Source organism: Mycobacterium sp. E1386 (assembly GCF_001672745.1).
GTDB lineage: Bacteria > Actinomycetota > Actinomycetes > Mycobacteriales > Mycobacteriaceae > Mycobacterium.
In genome coordinates, this window is sequence record NZ_LZKH01000029.1 from 1 (window position 1) to 13,957 (window position 13,957).

The 13,957-nt window shown below is 66.5% G+C and carries 4 protein-coding genes; 3 read left to right on the plus strand and 1 reads right to left on the minus strand.

The features are described 5' to 3' along the window. Positions 1-7,885 (minus strand): type I polyketide synthase (locus tag A5709_RS03300; RefSeq protein ID WP_068117953.1); only part of this gene is annotated, 7,885 nt, incomplete at its 3' end. A gap of 330 nt (positions 7,886-8,215) precedes the next feature. Here A5709_RS03300 and A5709_RS03305 point away from each other — a divergent pair. The 3 genes from A5709_RS03305 to pe all read left to right on the plus strand — a co-directional run bounded on the left by A5709_RS03305 (position 8,216) and on the right by pe (position 13,886). Next, positions 8,216-9,637, plus strand: coding sequence for a condensation domain-containing protein (locus A5709_RS03305; protein ID WP_067944278.1), 1,422 nt, complete (start codon positions 8,216-8,218; stop codon positions 9,635-9,637). A gap of 76 nt (positions 9,638-9,713) precedes the next feature. After that, the gene (locus A5709_RS03310; protein ID WP_068117995.1) at positions 9,714-12,713 is read left to right on the plus strand and encodes an RND family transporter; all 3,000 of its coding nucleotides are present in this window, start codon (positions 9,714-9,716) and stop codon (positions 12,711-12,713) included. Positions 12,714-12,785: 72 nt separating this feature from the next. Further along, the gene (gene pe / locus A5709_RS03315; protein ID WP_068117992.1) at positions 12,786-13,886 is read left to right on the plus strand and encodes an acyltransferase PE; all 1,101 of its coding nucleotides are present in this window, start codon (positions 12,786-12,788) and stop codon (positions 13,884-13,886) included. Positions 13,887-13,957: the final 71 nt, after the last annotated feature.

The window sequence follows — 13,957 nt, forward strand, 5'->3', positions numbered from 1 at the left end:
CCTCACCTTCGCCCACCCAAAGCGATTTCAGGGATGTCGACCAGGTGGGTCCCCACGCCAGCTCCATGTCGGCGAAGGTGTCGAACAGCTGCTGCGGACGGGTCCGGTTCAACCGCTCGATCGCCGCCTCGACAGGTTCCGCCGAGTCAACGTCCGGCTCTTCGCCGACACCGGGGAGGACGGCGCCGTCGGCGTTCAGCGCCCACTCGGCATCGCGGACGCCGAAGGGGCGACTGTGCACTTGGAAGGTCCAGCCACCGCGGTCCTCGGCGGGATGCAGTGTCAGCTGCACCTCACGAGATTGCTTGTCGGGCAGAATGATCGGCTCGTAGAAGAAGACGTCTCGCACGTGAGCCGGGGTTCCCACCGCCGCGAGGGCCATCGCCGCATACGTCGCGCCCGGAACGACGACGGTGCCATAAATGACGTGATGGGACAGCCACGGCTGCGACTTGACGGACAACCGGCTGGTATAGACGACGTCACCCGAGGCGAGGTCCTTTTCCGCGCCCAAGATGGCGGATACCGCGCCGCCCTGAGCCTCGTTGCCCGCCACCCCGGACGCCTTGGGCCAGAAGTGACGGCGCTGGAACGGATAGGTGGGCAGGTCGAGCCTGCGGCGTGGGAGTCGGTCCAGGGCGGCGAACTCGGGCCGATGCCCGGCGACATACGCGGCGGCGAGCGCTTCGGCCATCTGGCGCCGGGCGCCAGCGCCCTTACGGAGGGAAACGATCGCCCGCGGTGCCGGCATGTGTTCCGGCCAGACCTGCACCGCGGCCGCGGTCAGAATCGGCTGCGGTCCGATCTCCATCAACACCGAGCATCCCAGCGCCGCCAGCGTGCGGACGCTTTCCGTGAACTGCACCGGTTGGCGAGAATGCCGCCGCCAGTATTGCGCGTCCAGCGCGGTTTCCGCCGTGAGCACGGCGCCGGTGCGGTTGCAAACCAGCGGCCGTGTCGGGATGGCGAACTGCAGCCGCGCCGCATACGACTCGAATTCGTCGAGCGCCGGCTCCAGCAGCTCCGAGTGGAATGCGTGGCTGGTGTCCAGCCAGGTGCAGCGGATCCCGTCATCGCTGAAGACCGCGACGATCCTTTCCAGATCGGCGCCCGGGCCCGACAGCACGGTGTTGCGGCCGTTGTAGGCGGCGACCGAAACGCCGGCGGACTGCTTGGCGGCGTTCTCCACCTCCTCGGCGTCGGCGAACACCGCCACCATTCGGCCGCCCTCGGGCAGACTGCCGAAGAGCCGGCCGCGTTCGGCCATCAACCGTGCCCCGTCCTCGAGACTGAACACCTCGGCCACGCACGCCGCCGCGTACTGGCCGACGCTGTGCCCAAGCACCACATCGGGTTCGATGCCCCACGACTGCCACAACCGGGCCAGGCCCATCTCGACGGCGAAGAGCGCCGGCTGAGCAAAGGAGGTGTGCCGCAACGCGTCTCCCCCGCTGCCCCGGTCGGCGTCGAACACCACCTCCAGCAGCGGGCGCGGCAGTAGACCGTCGACCGCCTCCGCGCACCTCGTCACCGTTTCGGCGAATACCGGCTCCGCGTCGAACAATTCGCGAGCCATCCCCGGGTACTGGCTGCCCTGCCCCGTGAAGAGCCACGCCGACTTCGGCGGGTCGGCACACTCGCCGCGCAGCACACCCGGTCGCACCCGGCTCTCGGCCAATTCGGCCAATACGTCACGGGCTCCCTTGACGGAATCGACGACCAGCGCGGCGCGGTGTTCGAAATGCGAACGGCCCACCCCGGCCGTGAAGCACACGTCGGCGATGTCGACCTCGGGATGTGCGTCCAGCCACGTGCCGTAGCGCTGCGCCAACGCCGCCAACGCCTGCGGCGAGCGTGCCGACAAGGGAAGCACGCCGATCCGGTCATCCGAGGCGCCCGGCTCCGGCGCCATCGCATCACCGTCCGGCGGGTCGCCGGCCACCGCTTGCGCAGGTGCCTCCTCGATCAGCACATGGGCGTTCGTGCCGGTGAACCCGAACGAGCTCACTCCCGCCCGGCGGGGCCTGCCGTTGGCCTGCCAGGGGATCGCCCTGTCGACGACCCGCACCGGCAAGGAGTCCCACGGAATATGCGGCGACGGATTCTGGAAATGCAGGTTCTGCGGCAATAGCTCGTGCTGCAGAGACAACACCACCTTGATCAAACCCGCGACCCCAGCGGCCGACTCGAGGTGACCGAGGTTCGTCTTCGCCGATCCAATGAGCAAGGGCCGGTTCGGGTCACGGCCGTCGCCGTAGACGGCCGCGGCGGCCTGCACCTCGATCGGGTCACCCAGCGAGGTACCCGTCCCGTGCGCCTCGAGGTAGTCGATGTCTTTACCGGCAACACCGGCACGACTGAGGGCCGCGGCGATAAGCCGTTGCTGCGCACCCCCGTTCGGTACCGTCAAACCGCTGGAGGCGCCGTCCTGATTGACCGCGCTGCCCCGGATGACCGCGCAGATGCGGTCGCCGCTGCGCTGCGCATCGCTCAGCCTCTTGAGCACCAGAACGCCGCAACCTTCACTGCGCACATAGCCGTCGGCGGCGGCGTCGAAGGTCTTGCACCTTCCGTCCGGTGACAGCATCCGGGCGCGGGAGGCGGCGACGATCGAGGCGGGGCTCAGCAAGACGTTCACCCCGCCGGCCAGCGCGAGATCGCAGTCACCGGAGTGCAACGCCTGGCAGGCCTGATGGACGGCCACCAGCGAGGAGCTGCACGCGGTGTCCACCGCCACGGCCGGTCCTTCCAGCCCGAGCACGAAGGCCACCCGACCCGCGATGGCATTGAGCGCGTTGCCGGTGATGAAGTGAGCTTCGATGCTCTCGACGGAGTCCCGCGACAGCAGGTGGGAATATTCGTTGGCGGCCACGCCCACGAAGATGCCGCTTCGACTACCACGCAGGGCGGCAGGGGAATACCCCGCGCGTTCGAGGCCTTCCCAAGCGATCTCGAGCATCAACCGTTGCTGCGGGTCCATCCACAACGCCTCGCGCGGCGAGATACCGAAGAACTCCGGATCGAATTCGCCTATCCCGTCCAGGAATCCGCCGTTGCGGCTGTAGATCTTGCCCGGTGTCTCAGGATCCGGGTCGTAGTATTCGTCGATCTCGAAGCGGTCATCTGGGATCTCCCGGATCGCATCGACGGCACCGGACAGGACGTCCCAATACGTTTCGGGATCGGGCGAGGCCGGAAAGCGGCACGCCACCGCGACGATCGCGATCGGCTCGTCCGCGGACCCGGTCGACACCGCCGGCGGCTGGGCGGCCGCCTTGGCGGCCGCCTGCGCGGTGAGGCCGAGGACATCGGCGAGCAGATATTCCGCCACGTCGCTGACGCGCGGATAGTCCATCGCCAGGGTTGCCGGCAGTTCCTTGCCCACCGCATGTTCCACGCGGCGCCGCAATTCGACCGCCATCAGCGAATCCATGCCGAGGTCGAAGAATCCGGCCTCCTCGCGAATCTCCGCCGCGTCGATCCGCGTCACCTCGGCAACCACCTCGCGCAGGTAATCGACCAGGAGCTTCTTCCGCTGCTGCGCGGGAGCAACGGTGAGCTGCTCCACGAACCGCGTGGGCCCTGACGAAGGTTCCGGTGCCGTCACCGACTCGGGCACTTCGCGTCCGAGCTCCTCGAGGAAGGACCGCTTGCCCGCCTGCTGATAGAGCGGCAGGAAACGGGACCAGTCGATGCGAGCCACCACCCCTTGTGTCGCAGAAGCGACCATGAGCTCGGCCATTCCGGCCAGAGCGTCCGCGGGCGGCAATGTGCGGACCCCGCGTTGCTCGAGTCGCGCACGCGCGTCTTCGTCGGCCATGCCGGCCGTCCACGGACCGAAGTTGACGCTCACCGCAGCGACACCCTGCTCGCGGAGCCGCCACGACAATCCGTCCAGGAAGGCGTTGGCCGCGCCATAGGCGGTCTGGCCGAAGCTGCCCCACACCGAGGCGATCGAGGACGTGCTGAGGAAGAAGTCGAGCGGCAGGTCCGCAGCGGCTTCGCTCAAATGCCAAGCGCCCCAGACCTTTCCCGCGAACACGCGATCCACTTCGGCATCGTCCAACTGGCGCAGCGGCGTGTTTCCGATCTCCCCGGCGGCATGGACGATCCCGGCGAGCGGCGGTAGTTCTGCCTCCACGGTGGCCAGCAGGCGGGCAACGTCGTGCGGATCGGCGACATCGGCTGTGATGACCCGCGTTTGGCATCCGTACAGTTCGCGCACGGCATCGATGCGCCGTTGCACTGCATCGCTGGGCGAGCGCCGGCCCGTCAATACCAGATGCCCGGCACCGTGCGCGGCCAGGTATCCGGCGATTTCGAGTCCCACCGCGCCCAATCCACCGGTGACCAAATAGGTGGCGTCGGCACGCAACTCGAGCGGGGCCGCGATCGGCCGCCCTTCGCGCCGGCGCAGCCGGGCAACAAAGACACCTTCGCCCCGCAGCGCGACTTGGTCTTCGCCCCGCGGCGCCGCGGCCACCTGGGCGATCAACCGGGTCCACTCATCGGCAGTACCTTCGGACAGATCAGCCAGGCCGCCCCACAACTGCGGATGCTCCAGGGAAGCGGCGCGGCCGAACCCCCACAGACAGGACTGCGCGGGCCGTACGCTGTCGGCCGCGGTGACGCGTTGCGCGCCACGGGTTATCAGCCAGATGGGTGCGCGGATTTCGGCGGCGGCCGCGGCGCGGAAGAGGCGCCGCGTTCCACCCAGAACATGGTGTTGCATCCGCAACAAGGAGCGCATCGATGGCGCATTGCCCCGATCGAGGCCTGCGCAGTGCAGGATGCGTAGCGCCGATTGCTCTGCCGCAGCGGCGCGCAGCGTCGATTCGAGCCGTTCCTCGTCGGCGTCGGATACCGGGAGCCCGACGATCCGGAACGGCTGACCCTGCGCGGTCAGCGAGTCGACCAGCGGTGCGACCGCTTCGGCGTCATCGCCGATCAACAGCCAGGAGACGGTGTCGGCGCGCCCGGCCACGGCAACCGACTTCTCCCAACGGATCTCGTACCGAGCGTCCGCGATGGACGTGGTTTCCCGCTGTTGATTGTGTTGTTGCGCAAGCCTGGTCAACACCTCGGTGGTCTGCCGGCTGGCGTTCGCACCGTCGATCAGCGCGGCAAGTTCCTCGATCCGGCCGTCCTCGAGGAGCTGGACGGCTTCGGTGCGCGTGGCATCGGTTTTCCCGGACGCCTGGCTGGGCGCAACGTCGGTGTCCCGGAACCAGTACCGGCGATGCTGGAACGGATACGTGGGCAGATCGAGCTTGCGCGTCGGCCCCTGCTGCAGAGCGCCGAAGTCGGGCAGGTGACCGCCGGTGTAGGCGGTGGCGAGGGCCTCGATGATCTGGCGGTGGTCGCCGCCGTTTCGGCGCAACGACGCGATCGCCCGCGGCGGCGCCGCCGGGTCGGGCCACGCCCGCACCGCCGCGGCGGTGAGCACCGGTTGCGGACCCACCTCCAGCAGCATGGCGCAGCTCAGATCGGCCAGGGTGGCCACACTCTTGGCGAATTCGATCGGCTGGCGCGCATGGCGGCGCCAATACGGGCCATCGAGTTTCGCGTTCCGGCCGAGGGCGGCGCCCGTGCGGTTGCACACCAGAGTCCGTTGTGGTGAGCGGAATTCGAATCGGCCGGCGTACGACTCGAATTCATCGAGGGCCGGGTCCAGCAGCGCCGAATGGAACGCGTGGCTGGTGTCCAGCACCTCGCAGCGAACATTATCGGCGCTCAACGTGACCACCGCCCGGTCCAGATCCTCCGCGGGTCCCGACAGCACGGTATTGGCACCGTTGTAGGCGGCCACCGAGAGCCGCGGGAACTCGTCGGTGAAGCCCTCGACACGCTCCGCGTCGGCGAAAACCGCCACCATCCGACCGCCCGGCGGCAAACCGCCGAAGAGGCGGCCGCGTTCGGCGAGCAACAACGCTCCGTCCTCGAGGCTGAACACGCCGGCGACGCATGCGGCGGCATACTGGCCGACGCTGTGACCAAGCACCACGTCGGGTTCCAGGCCCCACGACTGCCAGAGCCTCGCCAGGCCCATCTCCACGGCGAACAACGCGGGCTGGGCGTAGTTCGTCTGCCGGAGATCTTCCGAACCGGAGTCGAAAATGACGTCCAGCATTGGCTTTTCGAGCACGCTATCAACAACCTGCGCGCATCGGTTCATCGTTTCGGCGAACACCGGCTCGGTCTCGAACAACTCCCGGGCCATGCCGACGAACTGGCTGCCCTGACCCGGGAACAACCACGCCGTCTTCGGCCTGTCATCGGACGTTCCCCGCACCAAGCCCGGCGCGGGACGGTCGTCGGCGAGCGCCCCGAGCAGTTCGGCGGCGGACTCCGTCGAATTGACCACCAACGCGGCGCGGTGCTCGAAGTGGGCTCGTCCGACGCCCGCGGTGAAGCACAGTTCCGACAGGCTGGTTTCCGGGTGCGCGCTCAACCAACTGCGGTATCGCTCGGCGAGCTGCGCCAAGGCCGCGGGCGTGCGCGCCGACAGCGGCAGCACGCCGAACCTTCGGTCCTCGGTCGCGACGGGTCCCGCGGACACAGCGAGCTGGGGCGCTTCCTCGAGGATGACGTGCGCGTTGGTCCCGGAGAATCCGAACGAACTGACCCCCGCAACGCGGGGCCGCCCGTTGCGCTCCCAGCTGGTGGCCTCGTCCACCACCCGCACCGCAAGCCGATCCCACGGAATGTAGGGCGATGGATTCTCGAAGTTGAGGTGCTTCGGCAAGACCTGGTGCTCGAGCGACAGGACGACCTTGATGATCCCGGCGATCCCCGCGGCGGCTTCCAGATGCCCGATATTGGTTTTCACCGATCCGATCAGCAGCGGGCGAGCCGCATCGCGGCCCTCGCCGAGTACCGCGGCCGCGGCCTGGACTTCGATCGGGTCGCCCAGCGACGTCCCGGTGCCGTGCGCCTCCAGATATCCGACGTCGCAGGCTGAGACGCCGGACCGCTTCAACGCCTCGGCGATGACGCGCTGCTGGGCCACACCGTTCGGGACGGTCAATCCGCCCGACGCGCCGTCCTGATTCACCGCGCTGCCGCGGATCACGGCCCGAATCCGGTCACCGTCGCGGATCGCGTCGTCGAGCCGTTTCAGGACGACGACACCGCAACCCTCACCGCGCACGTAGCCGTCCGCGGCCGCGTCGAATGTCTTGCAGCGGCCATCCGGCGCGAGCATGTGCGCCCGCGAAAAGGTCATCATGGTGGCCGGGCTGAGCAGGACATTCGCACCGCCGGCCAGTGCGAGGTCACATTCCCCCAGCCGCAGCGCTTGGCAAGCCTGATGGACCGCCACCAACGACGAACTGCACGCGGTGTCGACCGTGACGGCCGGGCCCTGCAGCCCCAACCGGTAACTGATCCGGCCGGCCGCCGCGGCAGCCGCCGTCCCGATCGCCATGTAAGCGTCGATCGCGTCGTAGTTCAGCTCGTCCGAGACCATCGCCAGGTAGTCATGGGTGGATAGACCGATGAAAACCCCGGTGTTGGTATTCGCCAAAGCCGTTGGGGCCGTGCCCGAATGCTCCACCGCCTGCCAAGCCGTCTCCAGCAACAGCCGATGCTGCGGGTCCATCAGCATGACCTCACGCGCCGACACCCCGAAGAACGGCGCGTCGAACCCCACTACGTCGTCGACGAAGCCCGCCCGGCGGCTCACAATCTTTCCGGGCGCGTCGGCATCGGGGTCGAAGAATTCCTCGACACCCCAGCGGTCCCTGGGCACCTCTGACACCGCATCACGCCCGTGCCGCAGCACGTCCCAGAATTCCGACGCGTCGGCAGCACCCGGAACACGTGCTGCGTAGCCGACTATTGCGAAACCCGATGCCTTCTCTGCTGAAGCTTCGGCGGTTCCCATGCATCTGTCCTCTCGCATCGACCCGCGTAGGTAGATCCCCGGGGCCGGCCTCCGGCGACGGGTCCGTAGCTCCGGACCAGACCGAGTGACCCGACCACTGCACCACATGCCGACCCGATACGCAGGAGAATCGTTCCCCCCGCGGCGAGTAGTGTCGCCGGATGCCAGACTGCGTCCCACGCCGGGCCGCCCAACACCCTAGTCGGTAGCCCCACCCGTCGCTGAGCACCTCCGGCCCGGCATGTCGGGGACGGTGGGTGCCAAAGAAGCTATCTTGGTCTCGCCACCGGCCGGCCGGAACTGCAGGCCCTCCGGAACGAGGAGAAAACATTGCGCATCGGGAAAATCACCATCGGCTCAATCCGTGATTGGAGGCCGAGCCCAGGCGTTGTCATCTCCTGGCACCCGACGCCCGCCGCCCGCGAAAGGGCCCGGCTAGCGCCGGTCAGCCCGGTGCCCGTCAGCTACATGCAGAGCCAGCATCTTCGGGGTTATCACCGGCAAACGACCTCGGGTCTGGACTATTCGCGGCAAATCATCGCGACCTGCGAAGTCCCCGGACGGTGCGACATCTCCGCCATGAATGACGCGCTCAACGCTTATTTGCGCCGGCATGACACGTACCGCAGCTGGTTTGAACACACCGACGCCGGAGACATCATTCGGCATACCATCGACGATCCCGCCGATATCGAATTCGCGCCCACCGACCACGGCGAAATGGCCGTTGACGACTTGCACGACCATGTGGTGGCCACGCCCGATCCGCTGCAATGGGAGTGCTTCAGCTTCGGGATTATTCAAAACGAGAATCACTTCACCTTCTACGCGAGCATCGACCACGTCCACGGGGACGCGGCGCTGATCGGCATCACGATGGTGGAGTCGCACGCGATGTACATGGCGTTGACGGGCGGCGCCGGGCCCCTTGCGCTGCCCGCCGCCGGCAGCTTTGACGATTTCTGCGCCGAAGAGCGCCGGTACACGTCAGAATTGACCCTGGATTCCCCGCAGGTACGCGCGTGGATCGACTTCGCCGAGAATAACGATGGAAGCCTGCCGGAGTTCCCTTTGCCACTGGGTAATCCGTTGGAGCCCACCAAGAGTGAGATGATCACGGACACCCTGATGGACGCACAACAAACCGCGAGATTCGAAGCGGCGTGCTCGGCGGCGGGTGCGCGCTTCGTCGGCGGCTTGTTCGCCTGCCTCGCCCAGGTGGAGCACGAATTCACGGGTGCTACCACGTATTACGGACTCACCCCCAGAGATACACGAAAGACTTCGGACAACTTCATGACCCAGGGTTGGTTTACCGGCCTGGTTCCGATCACCGTGCCGATTGCCGCCGCGTCCTTTAGTGACGCCGCCTGGGCGGCGCAGAGTTCTTTTGACTCGGGACTGAACATGGCGAAAGTCCCGTACTACCGCGTGCTGGAATTGGCACCGTGGCTCAGCAGGCCCCGCCCTAACTTTCCCGTGACAAATTTCTTGCATGGGGATGCCGCTCCGATGAACGCAGTGCTCGCGGCAGCGGAGATGGGCTACACCAACAACATTGGGATCTACTCCGACGGAAGATATTCGTATCAGCTAACGATCTATACCTTCCGCTACGAGGAAGGCACCGTCATGGCGATAATGTTTCCAGACAACGCGGTTGCCCGAAAATCAGTCGCCCGGTATGTCGCAGCGATGAAGTCCGTATGCATGCGGGTCGCCGATAGCGGGCATTGGGGGCGCGTTGCCTAGCCGGGAGCAGTACGGTGGCTACTGATTTTCTCCGGGCTCGGCCTGCGCACGCGGCCGGGTGCGCAGAGAGGTCGATGTGCGACGGCTAGCTGATCTTGTGGTGCGTTGGCCCGGGGTCGTCATAGGGCTCTGGGTCCTGATCGCGGTCGCACTACCGCTGACGTTCCCGCCCCTGAACCAGATGGCGCAGAAGCACCCGCTCGCGATGCTGCCGAGCGGCGCGCCCTCGAGCGTGGCCGCCCGGAAGATGACCGAGGCGTTTCACGAGTCGGGCGCCGAAAACCTGCTGCTGGTGGTCCTCGCGGATGAAAAAGGCCTTGGGCCCGCCGACGAAGCCACCTACCACAAGCTGGTGACCGCCCTGCACGACGACCGGCGAGACGTGCTGATGTTGCAGGATTTCGTCAGCACGCCGCCCTTGCGTCCGGTGGTGACCAGCAAGGACCGCAAATCCTGGGTGCTGCCGGTCGGCCTCGCGGGCGAATTGGGCACGCCAAAGTCTTATGCCGCCTACCTCCGCGTTGCCGACATCGTCAAACACAACGTCGCCGGATCCCCGTTGACCGCGAACCTGACCGGACCCGCGGCCACCGTCAGCGACCTCACCATCGCGGGCGAGCGGGATCGCCTTCCGATCGAACTTGCGATCGCCGCCCTGGTGCTGGTCGTCCTGCTGGTGGTCTACCGCAACCCACTCACCATGCTGCTGCCGCTGCTCGCCATCGGGGCGTCGATGGTGATCGCGCAGGCCGTCGTCGCCGGCATCTCGGAGATCGGCGGCCTGGGCGTTTCGAACCAGTCCATCGTCTTCTTGAGTGCAATCATCGCCGGCGCGGGAACCGACTACGCGGTCTTCCTCATCAGCCGCTACCACGACTATCTGCGGCGGGGGGCGGACTTCGACGAAGCCGTGCGGCGAGCGCTCAGCTCGATCGGAAAAGTGATCGCCGCATCGGCGGCCACGGTCGGAATCACCTTTCTCGGAATAAGTTTCGCTCGGATGGGCGTGTTCTCCACGGTGGGTGTCTCGTCGGCCATCGGGATCGGTGTCGCCTTCCTCGCGGCGATGACCTTGCTGCCCGCCATCCTGGTGGTGGCCGGGCCACGCGGCTGGGTCAAGCCCCCACGCGAACTGACCGCCCGGTTCTGGCGACGTTCGGGGATACGCATCGTGCGCCGGCCCAGGGTTCATCTGGTGGCCAGCGTGCTGGTGCTGATCATCCTCGCCAGCTGTGCGGGCTTGGTGCGCTACAACTACGACGACCGCAAGGCCCTGCCGTCCTCGGCGCCGAGTTCGATCGGGTATGCCGCGCTGGATCGTCACTTCCCGGTCAATCAGTCCATTCCCGAATACATCCTTATCCAGTCACCGCACGACCTGCGTACGCCGCGGGCGCTTGCGGATCTGGAGCAGATGGCCGACCGAGTTAGCCAAATGCCGAACATCGCCGCGGTCAGCGGCGTGACCCGCCCGGCGGGCACGGTGCCGGAACAGTTCAGGGCCACCTACCAGGCCGGCGCTATCGGCGCTCGCCTGGGTGCCGGTTCGGCTCTGATCAGCGATCACGCCGATGATCTCAACCGACTGCTCGCCGGGGCCAACACGCTGGCCGACAACCTCGGCGATGTGCGAGGCCAGGTCAACCAGATGGTCGCCGGGATGCAAGGCCTGACAGAGGCTTTCACTTCGATGAGGAGCCAATACGGCGGCGACAAGTTGGTCAAGGAGGTCGTCACCGCCGCCAAGCTCGTCAGCAGCATCAATTCCCTCGGCCATACCATCGGCGTCAACTTCGCCGCCGTCAAAGACATGTTCGCCTGGGTGGCCCCGGTGCTGGCGGCGCTCGAGGGCAACCAGGTTTGCGATGCCGATCCCTCCTGCAGCGCCACCCGAGCCCAATTCGAGCGTGTGGTCAATGCGCGTGGTGACGGAAGCCTCGACCAGATCAATGATCTGGCGGGACAACTCCAGGCGTTCCAAGACCGGCAGACCCTCAACGCGTCGGTGGATCACCTTCGTGGCGCGCTCGCCAACTTCGTCAAGGCGCTGCATGCCATGGGTCTGGACCAGCCCGGTGGCCTGCAGGCCGACCTGAACCACCTGCAACAAGGCGCTGACCGGTTCGCCAGCGGAAGCCGGCAAGTGGCTGACGGGGTGGACCAACTCGTCGACCAGATCAAACAGATGGGCACGGGGCTCGGCGAGGCGTCGGCGTTCCTCCTCACGCTGAAACGCGACGCGGCCGAACCGTCCATGGCGGGGTTCAACGTTCCGGCGCAGCTGCTGCACATGGAAGAGTTCAAGAAGGCCGCCAAGGCGTTCATTTCGCCCGATGGGCATTCGGTGCGGTATTTGGTGCAGACCAAACTCAACCCGTTCAGCGCCGAGGCGATGGATCAGGTCAGTGCGATCAGCGATACCGCCCGCGGAGCCCAACCGAATACGTCATTGGCGGATGCGTCGATATCGATGGTCGGATATCCGGTCACGCTGCGGGACACGCGAGACTTTTATGAACACGACATCAAGTTCATCATTGTCGTCACCATCATCGTCGTGCTGATGACGCTGGTCGCGCTGCTGCGTGCGGTCGTCGCGCCGCTGTATCTGGTCGCTTCCGTCGTTATTTCGTACTTGTCGGCGGTAGGTATCGGCGTCCTGACGTTTCAATTCCTACTGGGCCAGCAATTGCATTGGAGCGTCCCACCATTGGCCTTCGTGGTATTGGTCGCCGTCGGAGCCGATTACAATATGCTTTTCGTCTCGCGAATGCGTGACGAATCCCCGCACAGCATGCGTTACGGCGTCATTCGCGCGTTGAGTTCGACCGGCGGCGTGATCACCGCGGCGGGTTTGATCTTCGCCGCCTCGATGTGGGGCCTGGTGTTTTCCAGCATCGGCACCGTCGTCCAGGGTGGCTTCGTGATCGGGATCGGAATCTTGCTCGACACCTTTCTGGTCCGCACCATAACGGTGCCCGCCTTGGCTACGCTGGTCGGGCGGGCCAGCTGGTGGCCGTCACGACCGGGAGCGCGGCGGTCGCGATCCCGCTCACCGGCCGGAAGCGCGGACTAATACCCGTCAGCCGCGAGGCCGACGAGCGATATGCGACACTACGAGACCAAGTCGGGCAGGCGGGACGTGGCGATGCAGAAACTACTCGCAGGGGCTACCGCTGTGGTAACCCTCGGCGTCACAGGATATTTCGGCCTCGGGATGGCGGCGGCCGATGACGCGCCAGGCGACGGTACGCCCGGTGACGGCACCGCGTACGCGCTGGGCGGCGCTCACGTTCCTGGAATTCCCTACGATGAGTACGGCAGACGCCTGGGTGCCGGCTGGTTTCCCAGCCTGAAGCGAGAAATCGTGGCCTACCCGGCGGGGCAGGTCCAGGGCCACGTGCTCGAACGGCTCTTTCCGGGGATTGGCCGGCTGGATGAAGCCTTCCCGGGGCTAGGCGTGGACGGCCCCAGCGTCGGCGAGTCGGTCGCCGTCGGGACCGAGAACCTGGATGCGGCGATCCGCAGGGGTGGGCCCGGAGCCGCCATCGGCCTGTCCGAGGGTTCGCTCGTGGTTGACGCCGAGCAGGCCAGGCTGGCGAACGATCCGACCGCTCCCCCACCAAACCAATTGGTGTTCAGCACATTTGGCAACCCGGTCGGGCATCACGCCTTCGGCGAGAGCTTTTTGACCTCCTTCTTTCCGGTCGGCGCCGTCGTTCCCGCAATGGACTACCGCATACCGCCCCCCGTGGAAAGCCAATACGACACCAAGGCCTTCGTCGCCGCATACGACATGATCGCCGACTTTCCGGACCGGCCGGACAACCTGTTAGCGCTGGCCAACACGCTGGTGGGCGAAGCAACCGGTCATACCGCCGTCGCGTTCACCGACCCGAGCATGGTGCCGCCGCAGAACATCAGGACGACCGTCAACTCCAGGGGCGCGAAGACAACGACGTATCTGATCCCCGAAAGGCACCTCCCGCTGGTACTGCCCCTAAGCTACCTGGGCGTGCCGGAAGACGTGCTGAACCAACTCGACGCGGAGCTGACCCCGATGGTGAACGCGGGTTACTCGCGCAACGACGACCCGCTCACCGCTCCGCTTCAAGTGGATCCGGTGCGGGGCTTCGACCCCGCGGCCGTGATCGCACCGGCCAGTCAGGCCACCTTCGGCGGGGGCGGCGATCCCTTTTCGCAGCTGATGTCCAGCGCCATGGCCGCGCTGAACCCCGGCAACCGCTGACCTCCAAGGGTGTAGACACGCCCGGGCGCACGGCGGCGATAATGACCCAAATCCGCCCACGTCAAAGGAGA